This is a genomic window from Haemophilus parainfluenzae (assembly GCF_014931415.1).
Lineage (GTDB): Bacteria > Pseudomonadota > Gammaproteobacteria > Enterobacterales > Pasteurellaceae > Haemophilus_D > Haemophilus_D parainfluenzae_AF.
Genome location: NZ_CP063121.1, coordinates 1,528,051 through 1,548,417, shown reverse-complemented (window position 1 = coordinate 1,548,417; position 20,367 = coordinate 1,528,051). Strand labels below are relative to the sequence as shown.

Genomic DNA, 20,367 nt, shown 5'->3' with positions numbered 1-20,367 from the left:
GTTTTTTAATTTGATTGTTTCACTTCATTTTTAATTTAATGAATTTCTCAAAATAGAATAGGAGAGGTCAGATGGAAATGATACTTCGATTATTGTTACGCCGATTGATGGCTTTGCCGGTCATGATACTTGGTGTAACAGCACTCGTCTTTGTAGTGCTTCAATTCACGCCGGGTGATCCTGCTACAGTGGCATTAGGCGAAAGTGCCAGTGAAGCAGCAAAACAACTTTACCGTGAATCACATGGTTTAAATGATCCACTCTTTGTTCAATATTTTCGTTTCTTAGGTAATTTACTTGTATTAGATTTTGGGGTGACAATGCCTCCAGAATTACCGATCAGTAGCATGTTAGCGAAATCTTTCCCAATCACTTTACAACTTACCTTAATTGGTGTGGTGTTTGCGGCAGTGGTGTCTTTCTCATTAGGTGTACTTGCCGCGCTTTATCGTGATAGCTGGGTTGACCAAGTGATTCGTTTAATCTCTGTTGCAGCGGTGGCGACCCCATCATTCTGGTTAGGTATCTTACTTATTCAATGGTTCTCTTTGGAATTAGATTGGTTGCCTTCTGGTGGTTTTGTACCATTCAGCGAAAGCCCAATGGGGTATATCAATTCCATGATTTTGCCATCTCTTGCGCTTGCTGTGCCAGTATGTGCGTCATTAATTCGTGTGGTGCGTACAACCATGGTTGAAGAAATGGATAAAGACTATGTGAGAACAGCGATTGGTAATGGTGTGCCTTATGCAACCGTTATTCGCCACAACGTATTACGCAATGCTTTAATTACACCTGTGACTGTATTAGGCTTACGTGTAGGTTACTTACTTGGTGGAGCTGTGGTTATTGAACAAATCTTTGACTTACCTGGCATGGGTAAATTGATTTTTAACGGCATCGTCAACCATGACTTGCACTTAGTACAAGGTGTGGTTTTGACAATCGCCTTTACCTTCGTTTTAGTGAATATTATCGTTGATATTCTCTATGTGTTGATTAACCCTAAAATTCGGAGTCTATAATGTTTCGTCAAGGTTTAGCAGATCGATTAGCTGCAAGCGGTGCGAGATTCCGAGCACTTTCCACCGCATCAAAAATTTCATTATTATTCTTAGTTTTCGTTGCTTTAGTGGCGGTGTTTGCCCCTTGGGTCGCAACACATGATCCATTAGAAGTGATCGCACGTATGCGTGCTCCAAGTGCGGAATATTGGTTTGGGACTGATCGACTTGGTCGTGATATTTTCTCTCGTATTGTGTACGGTGCGCAAACCTCCTTATTTATCGGTTTAGGTGCGGTAGCTTGTGCCATTATTTTCGGTAGTATTTTAGGTGCAACGGCAGCGACATCTGAGAAATGGGGCAATGAAATTATCATGCGCTTAATGGATATTTTAATGGCCTTCCCAGGTATCGCATTAGCGGCAGTGTTATTAGCAACCTTTGGTAACTCTGTACCGGTCATTATCATCACCATTGCCGTGGTTTATACTCCGCAACTTGCTCGAGTGGTTCGTGCGAACGTGGTATCACAATGGGATGAAGACTATGTGCGTGCTGAACGCGTTATTGGTGGTAGCCGTACTTATATTCTTCTTAAACACGTTGTACGCAATACAGCAGCACCAGTTTTAGTTTTTGCAACCGTAATGGTGGCTGATGCCATTGTATTCGAAGCCTCGCTTTCTTTCTTAGGCGCAGGTGTACAACCACCGCATCCTTCATGGGGTAACATTCTTTCTGAAGGTCGTAATATCGTATTAAACGGTGCATGGTGGGCAACAACCTTTGCTGGTGTGATGATTCTTTTAACTGTATTAGCCTTAAATATCTTAGCAGAAGGTCTTACTGATGCATTGGTTAACCCGCGCTTGAAAGGCGGTAAAAAACCAGAAGGTAAATCAGATGAACGTCTTTCTACCGACGTACAAGAGGCGCTTTCTGAAGGTCTTGCGTTAAAACGTTACTTACTCAAATTACATGAAAAAGAAATCACACGTACTAATCGTATGCAATTAGATCCAAATGCAAAACCGATTTTACAAGTGAAAAACTTATCTATTCGTTTCCCGAATCGTTATGGTGAAATTCCATTGGTTGATAATATCAGCTTCACCGTAAATGAAGGTGAAACTATGGGATTAGTAGGTGAGTCTGGTTGTGGTAAATCTATTACCGCATTCTCTATCATGGGCTTGTTACCAAAAACAGCCAAAATCACTGGGGAAGTGCTTTTCACCGACCGCAGTGGCAAACAACATAGCTTGCTTAATTCTCACAATTTAAGTGAATTGCGTGGCTCTGAAATTGCGATGATTTACCAAGACTCTTTAAGTGCGTTAAACCCATCAATGCGTATCAAAGATCAAATGGCACAGCTCATCAAACGTGGCAGCCACCATACCGCAGAAAAATTGTTGGAATGGGTACACCTTGATCCTGAAAAAGTATTGAACCGTTATCCGCATGAGCTCTCTGGTGGTCAACGTCAACGTGTGGTAATTGCAATGGCATTAACTCGTGAGCCGAAATTATTAATCGCCGATGAACCAACAACTGCATTAGACGTAACCGTTCAAGCAGAAGTGGTGAAATTATTGAATGAATTACGTGAAAAACTGGGGTTTGCAATGGTGTTTGTTAGCCACGATTTAGCATTGGTTGCTCAATTAGCTCACCACATTACCGTAATGTATGCAGGACAAGTGGTCGAAATGGCACCAACATCCTTATTGCTTGCTAATCCAACTCACGAATATACACGTGGCTTATTGGGCTCTGTACTTTCAACTGAAGTCCGTGCGAAACGTTTATATCAAATTCCGGGCAGTGTACCATCACCTTACGACTTTGCTGCAGGTGACCGTTTTGCAAGTCGTTCACTACGACCAGATGCAAATCCAGAACAAAAATTGGTATTAACCGCTGTGGAAGGCGAGCCGTCTCACTTGTGGGCTTCTCATCTAGCTAAGCCTGTAACGGAAGCGAAAGGAGCATAATATGAGCAGTAGTATTAAAGTCATTAAAGAACAAAACATCATCGATTTAGAAAATATCGTGGTGCAATTTCCTTCTCGCGACGGTTCATTGTTTGGACGTAAAAAATTCACAGCAGTAAACAATGTGAGTCTTGGCATTAAAGCGGGGGAAACCATTGGTTTAGTTGGGGAGTCTGGCTGCGGGAAATCTACCTTAGCCAACGTGATCATTGGGCTGCTTAAACCGACATCAGGTTTAGTGAAATTCAACGGCTTACAAATGCAATATGGTAGCTCAGAAGCGAGAAAACAATTCGGTCGTCAAGTATCGGTGATTTTCCAAGACCCAGCAACAGCGTTGAATCCTCGTATGAAAGTGTTGGATATTTTGCGTGACCCGATGGATATTCACAATGTGTTACAACCCCATGAGCGGGAAAAACGTGTGTATGACTTGCTTTCTCGCGTAGGTTTACCACGTTCTGCAGCACAAGTTGAGCCAACTCGTTTATCAGGTGGACAAAAACAACGTGTGGCGATTGCACGTGCCTTAGCGCTGAATCCCAAACTGATTGTGGCGGATGAACCGACTTCTGCATTAGACGTATCCGTTCGTGCTCAGGTATTAAACTTATTGGCGGATTTGAAAAAAGAACTCAATCTTGCCATGGTGTTTATCTCTCATGATATCCAAACCGTACGCCAAGTCTCTGATCGCATTGTCGTGATGTACGGCGGTCAAATTTTGGAAACGGGTAGTACAGAAGATATTTTCAATCACCCTACAGTGGATTACACCCGGAAACTACTTGGTGTGGCTCCATCATTGTTATAAAACGAGTAAATAAAATATCTTAATTTATGACCGCACTTTTAAAGTGCGGTTATTTTTTTATGATTTTTCTTGCATAGACTTGAAAACTTAGATAAAAGATTGCTTATCTTTACAGATGAATTGTAATTGTGGAGCCATTATGCAAACTAAATTTAATTTATATCCCAAAGAACAATTACCTGAAAACTTTAAGTTTCCTCAGTCTTATATTGATTTATCGAGTAATATGGAAAAGATAAATGAATTGGAATATTTTCCTTGGTGGTTTGAAGATCCTGATTATGAGAATTCAGAGATAGAGGACAGTGTTTATCTTTATAGTAAAGCAATAGAAAAACTGACAGGTGTAGCTGATTTAATATCATTCGCTAGAGATGGTGATTGGGCAGCTTGTTTCAAATTGACGGATTACTCTGGAAATCCGAGAGTTTATGTTCATGATCTTGGTAATAAAGACAATAAATATGAATGTAAGGATTTTGATGAGTGGTTAGCGGAAGAAATCAAAAGTGCAAAAGAGTATTAAAATGGACTATTTAAATTTAAGTAAAGAGGTTTCCTATGCGCTTCGTCATGCCCCATGGGAATATGAACTAGAATTGGATTCTGAAGGTTGGGTTTCTGTCAAACAATTAATTTCATCATTTAGAAATAGTGATGAAAAATGGAATACGTTAACCGAAGACGATTTAGTTAAAATGATCGACTTATCGGAAAAGAAAAGGCATGAGATTAAAAATGGAAAAATAAGAGCTTTCTACGGGCATTCAATTCCAATGAAAATTTCTAAAGAAATTGGTTATCCACCAAAGTATTTATACCATGGGACAAGTATAAATTATTTAGATGATATTAAATTAAATGGATTGAAACCAATGTCTCGTCAATATGTACATTTATCTGAGGATGTTGAGACAGCAACATTGGTTGGGAATAGAAAAAAAGGAGAGACAATTCTTCTAAAAATTGATACAGAACTAGCACAATCTAAGGGTATCAAATTTTATATTGGCAATGAAAAAGTCTGGTTATCAGATTACATTTCGCCTGAGTTTATAAAAGATAATTAATGATTAAGAATATTTGCATTATATGATCATTTTTGCGGTGAAGTTTCTCCAAATAGCGTAGAATGGGCATATAAAAATAAGGAGATTTAATATGCAACAAAAAATTCAACAAGCATTAGCCGATTCACCACTTTCAAATGCAATGCTTTCTGCATTAGAAGAACAAGAATGGAAAGGTTTTTTACCGGCTGAAAAAGTGCGGTCAATTTGTGATGAATTTAAGCTTACGCCTGTTCAATTAGGTTTGGCACTTTTGCCAGTAGCAGCTTGTTATAGCCACACGCCCATTTCAGAATTTCATGTTGGAGCAATTGCGATTGGTGAAAGTGGTGATTTTTACTTTGGTGCGAACCAAGAGTTTCAGGGTAGTAGCATGGCTCAAACCATCCATGCTGAACAAAGTGCGATTAGCCATGCATGGTTACGCAATGAACCTCGCATCACGGATATCGTGGTGAATTACACGCCTTGTGGTCACTGTCGTCAATTTATGAATGAGCTTTATCAAGCGAAAGATTTGAAAATCCATTTGCCACATAGCCAAAATAATCCACTTCCCCAATATTTACCCGATAGCTTTGGCCCAAAAGATTTAGGGGTTGATTTGCTTCTATTAAACAAAGAAGAACAAGGTTTTACATTAACAACAGAAGATGAAGTGGCAAATAAAGCCATTTTAGGGGCAAACCGAGCTCATTCACCTTATTCTAAAAGCCCTCATGGTGTAGGCATTTTATTTAAGAATGGAGAAATGATTTGTGGTCGATATGCAGAAAATGTGGCATTCAACCCAAGCTTACCCGCTATGCAAACAGCGATTAATTTTGCTTATTTAAATCAACTGGATGTATCGAAAATTGAGCGCGTAGTATTTGCAGAGAAACCATTGCGTTTAAGTCATCGTAAGATGGCAGAGCAGTTATTAAAGAGTCTCTGCAAGGTGAAAATGGAATATATTAGCCTGTAAGTGCGGTCAAAAATGAATTAGTTTTTTAACCAAAAGAAAAGGCGAACAGAGATAACCTCTCATGTTCGCCTTTCTTTTTACTGATTTTATGCTAATTCAGCACGTAATTTTTTCGTGACATCAACCATCACTTTTAATGCCGCAATTGTTTCTGGCCAACCGCGTGTTTTCAAACCACAGTCTGGGTTTACCCATAAACGTTCTTTCGGCACCACTTGTAATGCTTTGCGAAGAAGATGTTCAATTTCTTCTGCTGCAGGCACACGTGGACTATGAATGTCATATACGCCAGGACCAATATCATTCGGGTATTTGAAATCACCAAATGCGGTGAGTAATTCCATGTCAGAACGCGAGGTTTCTATAGTAATGACATCGGCATCTAAGGCTGCAATAGCAGGTAGAATGTCGTTAAATTCGGAATAACACATGTGCGTATGAATTTGTGTATCATCTTGGCAACCCATTGAGCTTAAACGGAAGGCTTCGCCCGCCCATTTCAAATAAGCATCCCAATCTGCACGTTTTAATGGTAAACCTTCACGAATAGCCGGTTCATCAATTTGAATCACTTTGATGCCAGCCTTTTCTAAATCTAATACTTCATCAGAAAGTGCAACAGCAATTTGTTTACAGACCGTTTCACGAGAAATATCGTTACGCACGAAAGACCATTGTAAGATCGTGACAGGACCAGTCAGCATGCCTTTCATGACTTTCTTGGTAAGGCTTTGGGCATATTGCGACCAACGTACCGTCATGGGTTCTGGACGAGTAACATCACCGTAAATCACTGGCGGTTTCACACAACGTGAACCATAACTTTGTACCCAACCGAATTTGGTGAAAGCAAAACCATCGAGTAATTCGCCGAAATATTCCACCATGTCGTTACGTTCTGCTTCGCCATGTACCAATACATCTAAGTCTAATTTTTCTTGTTCACGTACAACGAATTCAATTTCTTTTTTCATTGCAGCTTCGTAATCCGCTAAGCTAAGTTCGCCTTTTTTGAAGGCAGCACGAGCATGACGAATTGCTGTCGTTTGTGGGAAAGAACCAATATTCGTCGTTGGCAGAAGTGGTAGATTTAACCACGCATTTTGTAATTTAATGCGTTCCGCAAATGCCGATTTACGTTGGTCAGCATTTTTTGGTAGATTTGCTAAACGTTCAGCTACACAAGTGCGGTGAATTTCACGTGAGTTTTTGCGTGCATCTGCAGCAGTTTGAGAAGCAGCTAATTCTGCTTGAACCGCTTCGCGGCCTTGCTCTAGCGCAGTCTTAATAACGCGTAATTCTTGAATTTTTTGTAACGTGAAAGCCAACCATTGATAAAGTTCAGGCTTATTGGCTTGTAGCTGTGTTTCAACTTCTAAATCATAAGGTGTATGAAGGAGAGAGCAGCTTGGCGCAATCCATAAACGATCACCTAATTTCGCTTTTAATGGCTCAACCACATCTAACACTTGATTTAAGTTTGCACGCCAGATATTACGACCATCAATGATGCCGACGGATAAGATTTTGTCGTAATCTGCAAAGGCAGTAAGTTGTTCAGGTGCACGTACTAAATCAATATGTAAACCTGCTACAGGTAAGGCTTTTAACAAATCAGCATGTTCTGCCACAGAACCGAAATAAGTTGCAAGCAATAATTTTGCTTTAACTTGTTCAGCAAAAGTGGCGTAAACCGCTTTATAAGCGGCAATCCATTCTACCGGTAAATCTAAGGTGAGAGCAGGTTCATCAATTTGAATGTATTCCACGCCTTCCGCAGCTAACGCATTTAAAATTTCAACATAAACTGGCACGAGTTTTGCTAATAAATCAAAGCGATTAAATGCAGCCCCTTTTTCTTTACCTAACCAAAGGAAAGTGAGTGGACCAACGATTGTTGGTTTAACTTGATACCCAAGTGCTTTAGCTTCACGAATTTGTGTCACATAATGTGCTGGATTCGCTTTAAATTGTGTCTCTTTATGGAATTCAGGGACGAGATAATGGTAGTTGGTATCGAACCATTTTGTCATTTCAATGGCAAATTGTGTTTTGTTACCACGCGCCAATTGGAAATATTGATCGAGTGTTAAATTTTGGCTATCGAAACCAAAGCGAGCAGGAATCGCACCGGTTGCCACTTGTAAATCTAAAATGTGATCGTAAAGTGTGAAATCAGCCACCGCAACAAAATCAGCATTTGCCTTGGCTTGGTGTTGCCAGTTAAGTTCACGTAATCTTTTTGCAATATCTAATAAATCCGCTTCTGCAATTTCACCACGCCAGTAACGCTCTTGAGCAAATTTAAGTTCACGCTTTGCGCCTACGCGCGGAAATCCTGCTAAATGAAATGTTGTCATAATGAATCCTTCTATTGTTTTGTTTGGTTTAGACGTCTAAACGTCTGTTCGGTTATAGAATGCAATAGAAAAGAAGATTACACAACTTCATAATTTTCAGGTTTTAAATGAATTAAATTAATAAATAAAAAGACCGCACTTTAAAATTTCTAAAAAGTGCGGTCTTTTTTGTATGAGGTTTTATAGTGTTATAAGGCGGTGACGAAAGTAATCAACCCAAGTATGACACCAGGCGCATTGGCTAATGAAATAGGCAGATCGCGTTTTTCTTTCAACAAGCCATAAGCTACCCATAAACTACAGTTGATTGTCGTAGCAAAAGGTTGTAACCAACCACCTTTTTGACCTGATAAATTTAGACCAATTTGTTGCAAGTAAGAAACATACATACAAACTGAAGTAAATGTTGCGACATAGCCTAAAATAGTAATAAAACGTTGATTTGTCATTTGCTCTCCTAAGTTTAACAGAATAATCCGAAACTAGATTATTAACTAAAAATTGATAATATGTGAAAATTATACAATATAATTAATTAAAAGTCAATAAATAACAAGATGTAGCAAAGATTGTTTCATTTTGGTTAAGGATAAAATGCATTTTATTAGAAGGGGAATAAAGAGATTAGAGAGAAAAAAGACAAAAAAATAACCGCACTTTAAAGCGCGGTTATATAGAATTCTGAACAGTTCAGTTGAGATTATTCAACACCAACCATTACAGAAGTTGCTTTGATAATCGCATATGCTTCTTTACCAACAGCTAAACCTAATTCTTTTACTGCATCGATAGAGATGGTAGAAGAAATTACGTTACCGTTACCGATATCAATGTGTACGATTGCGTTCACAGAACCAGTTTCGATTGATTTTACAGTACCTTTAAGTTGGTTTCTTGCACTAATTTTCATTTAGCATTTCCTTATGTTTAAGTTAAAAAGAGTAGACATTATATAGATAAATATATAATTTGAAAATACTACTTAATAGGTGATAACCTTTTTAATATTTACTCAGCATTTTCTTTGCTTAACGCGTAATCGTAATTAATTCATTTGACTAGATTTAGGTAAAAAATAACCGCACTTTATCGCGCGGTTACGTTATTCTATAAGCATTTAGCTGGCTTTGGCAGACCCGCCAGTTTGGTTGCTTGTTTAGCAGGTCCGTCAGGGAAGAGTCGTTGTAAATAGCGGCTATTACCTTTATCGGCACCTAATTTTTCTGACATGGCTTTTACCAGCATTCTAATCGCAGGGGAGGTGTTATATTCTTGATAGAAATCACGCACAAAATAAATCACTTCCCAGTGAGCGTCAGTCAATTCTACACCTTCTAGCTGAGCAATGTGTTTTGCCACCTCTTCATTCCAATCAGCAATATTAAGTAAATAGCCAGAGGCGTCGGTTTCGATTTGTTTTCCTTGTACGGTAATCATATTAATTCACTTCTTTAAAGCTGATCATTTCATTATCGGAATAGTCAGATGCATCTTCATCATCAAATTTCATTGGTTCGATACGCTCTTCATCAAAAGCGGTATCTCCTTCAATACCATCAAGTGCTTGACCGTGCTTAATACTTTTAAAATCAAAGAGTTTTGGGTCACATAAGTGTGACAGCGTAATGTTTTGCATCGCACTAAACATGGTTTCTAAACGTCCAGGATATTGACGGTCCCAAGTATTCAGCATTTCTTTTACTACTTGACGTTGTAAATTAGGTTGAGACCCACACAAATTACAAGGGATAATTGGGAATTCTTTGGCTACGGCATATTTTTCAATATCTTTTTCTTTACAATAAGCCAATGGACGAATCACAATTTGCTTGCCGTCATCTGAAATTAATTTCGGTGGCATAGATTTTAATTTTCCACCGTAGAACATATTCAGGAACAGGGTAGCCAGCATATCATCACGATGGTGTCCAAGTGCAATTTTGGTTGCACCAAGTTCGGTTGCTGTACGGTATAAAATACCACGGCGTAGGCGAGAGCAGAGAGAGCACGTTGTTTTGCCTTCTAGGATTTTCTCTTTTACGATGCCGTAAGTATTTTCTTCAACGATTTTATAATCTACACCGATACTTTGCAGATATTCAGGTAAAACATGCTCAGGAAAACCAGGCTGTTTTTGGTCTAAATTGACGGCAACAATATCAAATTTAATCGGTGCACTTTGTTGTAAATTCAACAAAATATCGAGAAGCGTATAGCTGTCTTTACCACCAGAAAGACAAACCATCACTTTATCACCATCTTCAATCATGCCAAAATCAGCAATTGCATTGCCAACATTACGGCGAAGACGTTTTTGCAATTTATTGAAATTATAAGTCTGTTTTTTATCTTGGTTTTGTTCTGTCATATTGATTTAGTTTAGCTAATAAAAAAGCCCTGAATCAACTTCAGAGCTTATAAATTCTGTGGTGCCTAGGGTCGGACTCGAACCGACACGGTTATTCACCGGCGGATTTTGAATCCGCTGCGTCTACCAATTTCGCCACCCAGGCATTTGGGTTGTTCTGAATTATACGTTTATCTTACTTCGTTGCAAGTAAAATTTCATTAAAAACGTGTGGTTGTTTTAAATTTCATCAAATTGTATTCAAAGATAAAAGGGAAGTTTAAAATAATTTGATACGTTGTCACAAATTATAGGTAAAATAAAAGCTTAGTATTTCTACTAAGCTTTATGATTATCTAATTAAGCGGTTTGACCTGCAAGGTTACCTAAATCTTTATCAATTAAGAATAAACCTTTGCCATCTTCGCCAAGAAGATTTAATTTGTCTAAAATACCGCTGAATAATTTCTCTTCTTCGTGTTGTTCTGCAACATACCATTGTAAGAAATTGAACGCAGAGTAGTCTTTTTCTTCAAAAGTTTTACCCACTAATTCATTGATTTTACTTGTGATCAATTTTTCGTGTTCATAAGTTAATTCAATGATTTCTTTTAATGATTTGTACTCATGCGCAGGCGCTTCAATTGCTGTGATTACCGCTAATGCACCTGTTTCATTTAAATAAGTGAATAATTTACGCATGTGTTGCATTTCTTCTGCAGCGTGAGCTGATAAGAATTTAGCAGCACCTTCAAAACCGTTTTGTTCGCACCATGCGCTCATTTGTAAGTAAAGGTTTGAAGAGTAGAACTCAAGGTTCATTTGATCATTTAATAATTTGATTACGTTTGATGATAACATTTTGTATTCTCCTTTTAAAATTATAATGTTGCTAAATCACGATCGATAAAGTAAAGCGAACGACCGTCTTCACCTACCAAGTTAAATTTATCAATAATGCTATTGAATAATTTTTCTTCTTCGTGTTGTTCTGCAACGTACCATTGTAAGAAGTTAAAAGTAGAATAGTCTTTGTTTGCAAATGTTACTTCAACTAATTCATTAATTTTAGAAGTAATGAATTTTTCGTGTTCAAGTGTGGTTTCAAACACTTCTTTAAGTGATTTGTAGTCATTTTTAGGTGCATCAATTTTACCTAAAAGTGGCATACCACTTGTTTCACTTACATATTGGAATAATTTTTGCATATGTTCTAATTCTTCATCAGCATGACGAAGTAAAAATGCTGCAGCACCTTCGTAACCGTGTTTGCTACACCAAGAACTCATTTGTAAATAAACATTAGAAGAGTAGAACTCTAAATTGATTTGTTCATTTAACTTATCTGCGATTGCTTTATTAAGCATAACCAACTCCTTTCCTTATTAAGTAGAGATTAAAAATAAAAACAAGACTGCTTAACTTGTCATCGGTGTACATTCTAATCTCACAAATGAGAATAATCAAGTATTTTTTTGAAAAATATTTTTATAAACCACTAATAATAAAAGAAAAATCAATGTTAATTATTCTCATTTGTGAGGTGTTTGTAAAATAAATTCTCATTATCAGATCAAGAATGATGAAATCTGGTGAATTGATGTACGTAATTGTATTCAGAACTCACGTAGCGTTATCTCAAAATTTCAGACTAATTCTAATTATTCCATTTCAAAGACATCCATTTATTTCTTTTATATCCATAACCCAAAATCACCTTATTTTAACCAGTGTATAAAAGTAGGATAGTTATCTGTTTTGATTTGTGACATATCCATATATTTAATTTAACATAATATACATTATGCGAAATCAATTACAAGGTTAGTAAAGGCTACGTATTAATAAGATCACAGAGTTATGCACAGGTCACGGATACCATTCAAACGATGCGAAATCTAGTCTCGCAACACTTTGCAATAAGATTAAATAATGATTTACACACTCTAAAGTTGTTATGTAAGGAAAAAATAAAGACGTTTATATGTATCAAATAATGACAACGCTACGTGAATTCTGCGTTATTTTATGAGGTGAATATCATCAGATTTAAAAAAGAAAAACGTAAATCTCAGGGATTAAGATTTACGTTTTTGATGAATGGTATTTGTGTGACTATGTCACGATATGTATAAGGTTAAGATAACAGTTTTGCTCCGTATTCATAAACCTGTTGTAGTAAATTCAGTTTGGTTGGATTATCCGAATATTCCTCCGCTAACCGTTGTAGACTTTCCTCAAATTTAACCGCACTTTGTTCTAATTTACGTTGGCGATATTTTTGCCATTTGATTTGTTCTGCACGATTTAGAGTTTTATAGAAATGTCTGGCACGATAATGGAATAACAATTCAGGAATTCGTTTATCTTCAAATGCTAAACCATGCTCAGCTAATTTTTCAGGTGGTAAATCGCGTAAAATAGCCATATTGTTTTTATCCGCATTGCTAAAGAAACCGTTATAAAGTTCCGTTTCTACATTATCACTCGGCTCAAATTCTCGTTCTTCTGAGAAGATTTCAATAACTTTCTCGCGTATATCTAAGGATTGGCGCAATTTTGCTAAATTATCTAAGCATTGTTGTCTGTCTATCCCTAAACGAGCTGCATTTTCTGGCAGTAATGTTTTTGCAGGCGCCAAAATTGGGCATTTATTAATATGAACCAATTTTAATGGAACTGATGAAACTCCCCTTTCTTCTAGCTCACTTTTCTTGGTATATAAATCTTGTCGCAAATCAACCGCACTTTTACTGAGTAAATTATCAATATCACCTGATAAATCACAGACGATTACGGCATTTTGATTAGTTGGATGCCATGCTAATGGTGCCACCCAAGCACAATTGCCGCGATAATTGCCTAGCATGCCCGAAACGTGCACTAATGGTGTCATTTCCGCAGTGTCGACCAGTTTCTCAATTTCCTTTTTACCTCTATGCTCAAAGAAGAATTGAAATAATTTAGGCTGCTTTTCTTTGATTAATTTAGCCATGGCGATGGTTGCATACACATCCGCCATCGCATCATGGGCATTTTCATGCTCAATACCATTTGCTTTGGTTAGTTTTTCTAAGCGAAAGCTTGGCATACCATCATCGTCATAAGCCCAATTAATTCCCTCTGGACGCAAAGCATAACAGGCTCGTACCAAATCCAGTAAATCCCAACGAGAATTGCCATTTTTCCAGCTATATTCATAGGGATCGATGAAGTTACGGTAAAAGGTATAACGAGTCATTTCATCGTCATAACGAATGTTGTTGTAACCCATCACACAAGTATTAGGTTGTGAAAACTCAGCTAGAATTTTTGCAGCAAATTCAGGTTCTGAAATCCCCTTTTCATTACATTCTTGTGGCGTGATTCCTGTGACCATTACGGCTTCCGGTGCGGGCAAATAATCATTGGTTTGCTTGCAATACAACATAACAGGCTCGCCAATAATATTAAAATCTGCATCGGTACGAATACCGGCAAATTGAGCTGGACGATCACTTGCCGGATTGATACCAAAACTTTCGTAATCGTAGATAAAAAAACTAAAATCGTTTGCCATAATTAAGCCAAAATTTTATCTAAATAATATAAACAGAAAATTGCTGAAAGACTGATAAGTACGCCAAACCAGTTTATTTTGCTGATTTTTTCTTTAAAGAAAAATGCGCCTGTGATGGTGCCTAAACAAATAACACCAATATTCATTCCTGCAAAAACTAAGGTTGGATTTTGCCCGAAACTTTGGTGCGCTTTAATGTAAAACAGGATGTTGAAGAAATTCAATACACCTAAAATGATTCCACCAATAAAGCTTGGCACTGTCCACTGAGTGCGTTTTAGGAATAAATACAGAAACATGACACAAGCGGCTAATGAGAAAGCAATGAATAATGTGGTTGGGAATGCTCCCCCGCTTTTTGCCACTTGTTTGAATAAGATATCAATAGTGCCATAGCCAAACCAAACACCGATCAGGCCTAAAATGCCTTTAAAAGTGACCGCACTTTGTTCATTCGATTTATTCAAAATACAGAATAAACCGATGAATGCTAAAATAATGCCAACAATTTTGGGCTGACTTAATGTTTCATGGAATATAATAAAAGAGGCAACAATCGGTAGAAATAACGATAAGCGTTGTGCTGCATCAGAACGAACAATTCCGGCAAATTCCACCGCTTTAGACATAATGATAAATACGGTTGGTAATAAAATACCTAATGCCAGGAAAATAGGTGTGCTATCACTTTGTGCTAGATATTCAGTAAATTCTAATCCTTTGAAATCAGGTTTGAGTAAGAAATAGCTTAATGAAATGGTGACGATATAGTTAAACGCAATGGCTTGTTCAATAATGATATTTTTCTTGCGCGCAACTTTGAGTAATACCGATACGGCAACACTACATAGAATGGCAAAAATAAGATTGTGCATAATTCGTCCTAAATTCTCATAAAAATAACAATGAAAAAAGCGGCCAATGCTTTGACCGCTTTAAAAAACTACTCTGTTGCGCCAAAGCCACGCAAACCAACCACATGAACTTGTTCTTGGTTGCCAGCAATTTTACGCACCAGTTTGTAGGTTGTTCCTTTCTCAGGACTAATATTCTCCGGTGCAGCGATAAGTAATTGCATGTCCAAACGTTCACAAAGTTCGAACAAGGTGGAAATGGATTTACCATCCAAACGCGCAGCCTCATCCAAGAATAGTAAGCGGCACGGTACGATGTCTTTACCGCGAATTCGGCGGCTTTCCTCTTCCCAACTTTGTACAACCATTAATAAGATAGACATACCAGTACCGATCGCTTCACCGGTCGATAATGCCCCACTTTCAGCACGTAACCAGCCATCTGCACCACGGAAGACTTCAACTTCTAGCTCAAGGTAATTACGGTAATCTAATAATTCTTCACCGATAGTTTGTGCTGTGCGTTGGCCCATATCAATATGCGGGTTAATGCGTTGATAAAGTTTCGCAATGGCTTCAGAGAAGGTAATACGATTATCACTAAATAAATCTTGATATTCTTCCTGTTTACCTGATAACGCATCAAGCAACATCGCATGTGTATCGCGAATATTGACTACTAAACGTACAGATTTCACTTGACCGAAGGCAATATTTTGTAGACCTTGGTTCAACATGCGAATACGATTTTGTTCACGTTGAATGGTTTTACGCATAATATTCGCCACACTTTCAGAACTGATTGCCAATTTTTTCTCACGGCCAGTCAATTCTTCTGTTAAGCGATTAAGCTCAATTTCCATTTGCTCAATTGCATCAATCGGATCATCCGTTTTAATAATATCCTGACGGATACGTTCACGAAGATGTTGATACACGGCAATAAAGAAGCGAACTTTATTTTCCGGTTTACGACTGTCTTCAGAAATACGCAATGCATCGCGGAGATATTCATTATCAGCCACCGCAGTGCGTAACGCACCTAAGGCTTTATCCGACATTGAACGTAGTTCATCAGCAGATAAATAAGCTAATTCACGGCGATTGAGTCGTTTTTCCACATCGGAATTACGAGATAAACGCAGAACCACGCACCAGCTGACTTTCGCTGCCACAACTAATTCACGTTGAGTTTTATAATCACGTTCTGCTTTGCGAATACGTTTATTCAAGTTATCCGCTTCACTTTCAATGAGTGTTAATTGTTTTTCGACATAAGAACGACGTTGACGGCTGGTTGAAAGTTGTTGATACAACTCATCACGGCGATTTCTTGCACGTTCCTCTGCCCCTTCATCAGCACGCACGCCCAATTCACCAATCTCAGCAATTAATTCTTTTAACAATTGATTTTTACTGTCATAAGAACTTTGCAATTGGATAAATACTTGGTTGTATTGTGCAAATTGGCTTTGTTTTTGACGTAATTGTTCACGTTGAGCATCACGCTGAGCCTGTAATTGTTCCAAACGTTGACGCAGTTGCTCATTAAGCTCTGATGTTTCTGCTTGACCAGCATCTTCATAACTAAAGTGATTTTTACGTTGCACCACATCCGCTAAAGCAAATACACGTTGCTGTACTTGTTTTTGACGTTCAATCGCTTGGGTTAAATCAGCTTTTAAGCGTTCATAGTTTTCTGGATCACTTTGTAAGGTATTGGCAATCGGCTCTAATTGTGACAACGCAACGCCATGTTGACGAATAAAGCTTTCATCTTGTTCTGCAATATCTAATTGTTCACGGCATTCTTCAATACGATCAAGTAATTCTTCATCAGCAAGCAAGTTAAGCTGCGGCATTAACTTATTCAGCAATTGCATTTTTTCTTTGGCATTATCCAATTTAATGCGAATTTGTTGTTCGGTGCTTGAGAATTGATTGAGCTCGCGATCAATTTCATTGCGTTCTTGATTGATTTCCGCCATCACCTCTTCTGGGTTTGGTTGGAACGCAAGCGCTAGATGTAAGCCAACAAATTGACTAAAGTGTTCGTGTAAACGTTGACATTTTTGTACATCAAAGGCGATTTGTGCGTATTCTTCCGCAATTTCATCACGTTTAGCTTGTAATTCTTCTAGATGTTTTTCACGTGCTGCACGGCCGAATAATGGAATTTGCGGGAATTTTGAATAACGCAATTCACGATCAGACACTTGCACCACAACGCCCATTTCAAGCTCTTGGGCTGAAAGTACGCTGTCATCAAAGGCATTTGGGTCACCTTCGATTAAATATAAATCGTCTGGACAATCTTCTAAATTAGCTAATTGTTCTCGTACCGTATTGAGATCACGTACAACAATAGCATGACGTGCAGGACCATAAAGTGCAGAGAAATAAGGTGCATCTTCAATTGGTACATCATCATACAATTCAGAAAGCAATACACCGCCAAAGCGTTCTGCAAGCACATTCAAGCGAGCATCTTCCGAACCATCTGGTTGGCTTAAACGAGAAATTTGCTCATCTAATTGTTGACGTTGCTTCTCTAAATTGTCACGTTGAATAGTCAGCTCACGCTCTTTCACCAATTGTGACTGCATAAAATGCATTACATCTTGGCTATGCTCGAAGGTTTCAGCACTTTGCTCTTGTAAGCGTTCTAAAGCCGCTTGAGCAGTTAACCAAGCCGGTGCTTTACGCGCATTTTCTTCGTAAAGTGCGGTCAAACTTTCACGTTTTTGACGCAAGGTTGAACGATTTTCTACTTGCTCAGCAAGTTCTTCATTCAAACTTTCAATGAGTTCTTCTTGTTCAGCGTGGTATGCTTCGAGTTCATCAGCAGTTTCTAAAGATAAATCAGCTCGTTGATTAAAATCAGCCAATAATTTAACCGCACTTTGTTGTTGAGCATAGCGCTGTTCTAACTCATGTAATTTCGCGCGTAATTGTGGGGTTTGTTGCGCCTGAATTTTTTGTGTTGGATATTCACGCAATAATTCTTTAGCGCTTTCCCAAGCACTTGAACGCGTCATATTACCAGCAATTTTACATACCAACTGATAAGCTTTATCGAATTGTGATTTTGCTGCTTCAGAAATAGACATTTTATGTTCTAACTCAAGCACTTGCTCGGTAAGGCTTTCAGCATGGGCAGCAAATTCCGCTTGATAATCTTCCGCATTTTTCACGCTTAAATCCGCTAAACCACATAAGGTTTTCGCTTTTTCAAGTGCAGCAATTGCTTGTTGATATTGCAATGCACGGGTTTGTTGTGCATCTAATGCTTGTTGATAATCCGCAAGTTGCGCACGTACTTGATCAATTTCAAGTTCCGTTTGCTCAAATTGTGCTTGGCTTTCTTCAAGCTGTTCGGTTGCGGTTTCCACAACCATTTTTTGTTCTTCTAATTTTTCTGTAAGTTCAGCCACATCTTCTTGATAGCGCGATACTTTTTCTTGATGGCGTAACGCATTTAATACCAAGTTCAGATGATCAGCCGCACTTTGGTGATCTACTTCTAAAGTACGTTCATTTTCTGCCAATTCTGCAGCTTCACGGCTTAAATCAATTAAGCGATGTTGTGATAACTCTTGTTCAGCTTTTGCTTTATACCAATCACGGCGGAAACCTAAAGCCGCTTCGATATTGCCACGACGTTCATTGGCATTACGCATATAATCTGATGCCACATAATTAGTGGTTTCGGTGATTAAATGTTTGAATAAATCACGGTCAGATTGGGTAACTTTAATTGCTTCAAGGGTCATGCGGTTTTCACGTAACGCACTTTCCATATCTTGGAAGGCTTTGCGCACACCAAGGTTTTCTGGCAATAAGTAATCACGTAAAGAACGGGTAATAGCGCTGGAAATACCACCGTATAAAGAAGCTTCGATTAATTTATAGAATTTGCTACGGTCTGAGGCGCTACGTAAGCGTTTTGGAATAATACCTAAATCAAACATCATGCCGTGATAATCGGTGATGGAATGATATTGCTTGAATTGCGCACCAAGATTTTCAATTTTGTCTTTTAATTCATTTAAATTGAGTACGCGAGCTTGACGTTCACCGACTGTTTCGGTGAAAAGTGCGGTCGGATTTAAGGATAATTCCACTCCTTGAATCGAGAAGGTTTTTAAATCCACTTTCTTATCACGACCCGCAATTTGTTGCAGACGCACACCTACGAGAATTCGTTGGTGACGAGAATTGATGGTATCCAATACCGCATAACATACACCTGGACGCAATTTACCGTGCAAACCTTTATCACGCGAACCGCCTGTCGAGCCGGCTTCTGTGGTATTACGGAAATGCAATAAGGTTAAGTCTGGAATTAATGCTGTGACAAAACCCGCCATGGTTGTGGATTTACCGGCACCGTTACCACCGGAAAGTGTGGTCACCAATTCATCCAAATCAAAGGTGCGGGCAAAGAAACCATTCCAGTTAATTAAGGTGAGTGAACGAAATTTACCTCGTTCTACTCCACTATGTTGGTTTAATACAGGAGCAATAAATTCTTCTTCAACCTGTTCAGTTGATTGCTCAGGTTCGTCTTGATAGATTTCGTTTTCAAGTTCTAATACATCAGACATTATTCTTGTTCTCCTGCATCATCAAATTCTTCATCAATTTCGACCGCACTTTCTTCATCATTGAGGTCATCAGCATGACTTGCCGCTTTTGCTTGTTTTTCCAATTCAAGAGATTGCGGTGTGGCTGCTTCCCCATCACGAATTAAGCGAGCTTGTGCTTCTAATGGATCATCACCAGAACGGACTTCAGCCCCAAAACGGAAAACTGATTCTGAAATAGTAAATTTACCGCTATGCTGTTCACCTACGGTATGAATCATGCCTAAACGGCGTAAACGGCCGATCGCTGCACGTACTTTTTCAGATAATTTTTGCTTATCTAAATCTGAACCGCTGGAACGTTGATTGACGGCTTTCAATAATTTGCCTTCGTCTGCTAAGTTGAGTAATTCGTCATAGACTTCTTGCGTACTGAAGATACCTTGCTGTGCCAAACGTTCTGGGCTTAAATACAAATAGCAAAGCACTTTTCCTACTAACATTTCTAATTCGGAAAGCACTGAACGGGCAATTAAGGTCGTCGCTTTTGGACGTAAATAGAAAAAGCCTTCCGGTGCACGGATCAATTCCACGTTGTAACGGCGGTAAAAGCCATCTAACTCATTTTGGAAATCCATCAAAAAAGCATGATTATCTAATTGATCTGTGCTGATATGACGACCTGAACGCAACAAGCTGTCCACTGTCGGGAAAATAGGATTTGCAATGGCATTTGCCAATTTCGGGGAAATTACATCTTGAATATCTGTCATGGTTAATTTCTCATTTTATGAATTCGTTTTTGGGTA

The 20,367-nt window shown here is 38.4% G+C and carries 17 protein-coding genes and 1 tRNA gene; 6 read left to right on the top strand and 12 right to left on the bottom strand.

Annotated elements, in window-relative coordinates:
- The first annotated feature begins 71 nt into the window (after nt 1-71).
- The 6 genes from INP93_RS07590 (at nt 72) to cdd (ending at nt 5,852) form a co-directional block, all read left to right on the top strand.
- Nucleotides 72-1,025, top strand: a complete 954-nt coding sequence (locus tag INP93_RS07590; RefSeq protein ID WP_014065363.1) for an ABC transporter permease — start codon at nt 72-74, stop codon at nt 1,023-1,025.
- Nucleotides 1,025-3,001: a dipeptide/oligopeptide/nickel ABC transporter permease/ATP-binding protein gene (locus INP93_RS07585; protein ID WP_197544560.1), complete on the top strand. Its 1,977-nt coding sequence runs from the start codon at nt 1,025-1,027 to the stop codon at nt 2,999-3,001. Before INP93_RS07590 ends, INP93_RS07585 begins: the two co-directional genes overlap by 1 nt.
- Nucleotide 3,002: 1 nt before the next feature.
- Nucleotides 3,003-3,815, top strand: a complete 813-nt coding sequence (locus tag INP93_RS07580) for an ABC transporter ATP-binding protein (protein WP_005696082.1) — start codon at nt 3,003-3,005, stop codon at nt 3,813-3,815.
- A gap of 139 nt (nt 3,816-3,954) precedes the next feature.
- On the top strand, nt 3,955-4,341 hold the full coding sequence (locus INP93_RS07575) for an SMI1/KNR4 family protein (protein ID WP_070867877.1): 387 nt from the start codon (nt 3,955-3,957) through the stop codon (nt 4,339-4,341).
- 1 nt (nt 4,342) lies between these two features.
- Nucleotides 4,343-4,885 (top strand): RNA 2'-phosphotransferase, encoded by a 543-nt coding sequence (locus INP93_RS07570; protein ID WP_197544559.1) that lies wholly within the window; start codon nt 4,343-4,345, stop codon nt 4,883-4,885.
- 91 nt (nt 4,886-4,976) lie between these two features.
- The gene (cdd, locus tag INP93_RS07565; RefSeq protein ID WP_197544558.1) at nt 4,977-5,852 is read left to right on the top strand and encodes a cytidine deaminase; all 876 of its coding nucleotides are present in this window, start codon (nt 4,977-4,979) and stop codon (nt 5,850-5,852) included.
- Between the two features lie 86 nt (nt 5,853-5,938).
- Here the strand turns inward: cdd and metE are convergent, their stop codons facing one another.
- The 12 genes from metE to mukE form a co-directional block, all read right to left on the bottom strand.
- Nucleotides 5,939-8,212: a 5-methyltetrahydropteroyltriglutamate--homocysteine S-methyltransferase gene (gene metE / locus INP93_RS07560; protein ID WP_197544557.1), complete on the bottom strand. Its 2,274-nt coding sequence runs from the start codon at nt 8,210-8,212 to the stop codon at nt 5,939-5,941.
- A gap of 188 nt (nt 8,213-8,400) precedes the next feature.
- Nucleotides 8,401-8,661, bottom strand: coding sequence for a SemiSWEET family transporter (locus INP93_RS07555; RefSeq protein ID WP_049373448.1), 261 nt, complete (start codon nt 8,659-8,661; stop codon nt 8,401-8,403).
- A 251-nt stretch (nt 8,662-8,912) separates the two neighbouring features.
- The gene (locus INP93_RS07550) at nt 8,913-9,122 is read right to left on the bottom strand and encodes a TOBE domain-containing protein (RefSeq protein ID WP_007525241.1); all 210 of its coding nucleotides are present in this window, start codon (nt 9,120-9,122) and stop codon (nt 8,913-8,915) included.
- A 197-nt stretch (nt 9,123-9,319) separates the two neighbouring features.
- Complete coding sequence (locus INP93_RS07545) at nt 9,320-9,649, bottom strand: TusE/DsrC/DsvC family sulfur relay protein (RefSeq protein ID WP_197544556.1); 330 nt, start codon at nt 9,647-9,649, stop codon at nt 9,320-9,322.
- 1 nt (nt 9,650) lies between these two features.
- Entirely contained in the window at nt 9,651-10,580 is a 930-nt protein-coding gene (gene ttcA / locus INP93_RS07540) for a tRNA 2-thiocytidine(32) synthetase TtcA (protein ID WP_197544555.1), read from the bottom strand.
- Nucleotides 10,581-10,639: 59 nt separating this feature from the next.
- Nucleotides 10,640-10,725: transfer RNA gene (locus tag INP93_RS07535), tRNA-Leu, on the bottom strand.
- 194 nt (nt 10,726-10,919) lie between these two features.
- Nucleotides 10,920-11,420 (bottom strand): non-heme ferritin, encoded by a 501-nt coding sequence (gene ftnA / locus INP93_RS07530; RefSeq protein ID WP_005696114.1) that lies wholly within the window; start codon nt 11,418-11,420, stop codon nt 10,920-10,922.
- Nucleotides 11,421-11,440: 20 nt separating this feature from the next.
- Nucleotides 11,441-11,926, bottom strand: a complete 486-nt coding sequence (ftnA, locus tag INP93_RS07525) for a non-heme ferritin (RefSeq protein WP_005696115.1) — start codon at nt 11,924-11,926, stop codon at nt 11,441-11,443.
- A gap of 770 nt (nt 11,927-12,696) precedes the next feature.
- Complete coding sequence (gene sbcB, locus INP93_RS07520) at nt 12,697-14,118, bottom strand: exodeoxyribonuclease I (RefSeq protein WP_197544554.1); 1,422 nt, start codon at nt 14,116-14,118, stop codon at nt 12,697-12,699.
- Between the two features lie 2 nt (nt 14,119-14,120).
- Nucleotides 14,121-14,993, bottom strand: coding sequence for a DMT family transporter (locus INP93_RS07515; protein WP_193451855.1), 873 nt, complete (start codon nt 14,991-14,993; stop codon nt 14,121-14,123).
- A 68-nt stretch (nt 14,994-15,061) separates the two neighbouring features.
- On the bottom strand, nt 15,062-19,579 hold the full coding sequence (gene mukB / locus INP93_RS07510) for a chromosome partition protein MukB (RefSeq protein WP_197544553.1): 4,518 nt from the start codon (nt 19,577-19,579) through the stop codon (nt 15,062-15,064).
- Nucleotides 19,579-20,331 (bottom strand): chromosome partition protein MukE, encoded by a 753-nt coding sequence (gene mukE / locus INP93_RS07505; RefSeq protein WP_197544552.1) that lies wholly within the window; start codon nt 20,329-20,331, stop codon nt 19,579-19,581. The genes mukB and mukE overlap by 1 nt, the downstream gene beginning before the upstream one ends.
- Nucleotides 20,332-20,367 lie beyond the last annotated feature (36 nt).

What these genes read in the sequence shown, in the direction of transcription:
- cdd (WP_197544558.1), top strand. Translation starts at nt 4,977, where the DNA reads ATGCAACAAAAAATTCAACAAGCATTAGCCGATTCACCACTTTCAAAT.
- mukB (WP_197544553.1), bottom strand. Translation starts at nt 19,579, where the DNA reads ATGTCTGATGTATTAGAACTTGAAAACGAAATCTATCAAGACGAACCT.
- INP93_RS07515 (WP_193451855.1), bottom strand. Translation starts at nt 14,993, where the DNA reads ATGCACAATCTTATTTTTGCCATTCTATGTAGTGTTGCCGTATCGGTA.
- mukE (WP_197544552.1), bottom strand. Translation starts at nt 20,331, where the DNA reads ATGACAGATATTCAAGATGTAATTTCCCCGAAATTGGCAAATGCCATT.
- metE (WP_197544557.1), bottom strand. Translation starts at nt 8,212, where the DNA reads ATGACAACATTTCATTTAGCAGGATTTCCGCGCGTAGGCGCAAAGCGT.
- INP93_RS07555 (WP_049373448.1), bottom strand. Translation starts at nt 8,661, where the DNA reads ATGACAAATCAACGTTTTATTACTATTTTAGGCTATGTCGCAACATTT.
- sbcB (WP_197544554.1), bottom strand. Translation starts at nt 14,118, where the DNA reads ATGGCAAACGATTTTAGTTTTTTTATCTACGATTACGAAAGTTTTGGT.
- ttcA (WP_197544555.1), bottom strand. Translation starts at nt 10,580, where the DNA reads ATGACAGAACAAAACCAAGATAAAAAACAGACTTATAATTTCAATAAA.
- ftnA (WP_005696115.1), bottom strand. Translation starts at nt 11,926, where the DNA reads ATGCTTAATAAAGCAATCGCAGATAAGTTAAATGAACAAATCAATTTA.
- INP93_RS07585 (WP_197544560.1), top strand. Translation starts at nt 1,025, where the DNA reads ATGTTTCGTCAAGGTTTAGCAGATCGATTAGCTGCAAGCGGTGCGAGA.
- INP93_RS07590 (WP_014065363.1), top strand. Translation starts at nt 72, where the DNA reads ATGGAAATGATACTTCGATTATTGTTACGCCGATTGATGGCTTTGCCG.
- INP93_RS07580 (WP_005696082.1), top strand. Translation starts at nt 3,003, where the DNA reads ATGAGCAGTAGTATTAAAGTCATTAAAGAACAAAACATCATCGATTTA.
- INP93_RS07575 (WP_070867877.1), top strand. Translation starts at nt 3,955, where the DNA reads ATGCAAACTAAATTTAATTTATATCCCAAAGAACAATTACCTGAAAAC.
- INP93_RS07545 (WP_197544556.1), bottom strand. Translation starts at nt 9,649, where the DNA reads ATGATTACCGTACAAGGAAAACAAATCGAAACCGACGCCTCTGGCTAT.
- INP93_RS07570 (WP_197544559.1), top strand. Translation starts at nt 4,343, where the DNA reads ATGGACTATTTAAATTTAAGTAAAGAGGTTTCCTATGCGCTTCGTCAT.
- INP93_RS07550 (WP_007525241.1), bottom strand. Translation starts at nt 9,122, where the DNA reads ATGAAAATTAGTGCAAGAAACCAACTTAAAGGTACTGTAAAATCAATC.
- ftnA (WP_005696114.1), bottom strand. Translation starts at nt 11,420, where the DNA reads ATGTTATCATCAAACGTAATCAAATTATTAAATGATCAAATGAACCTT.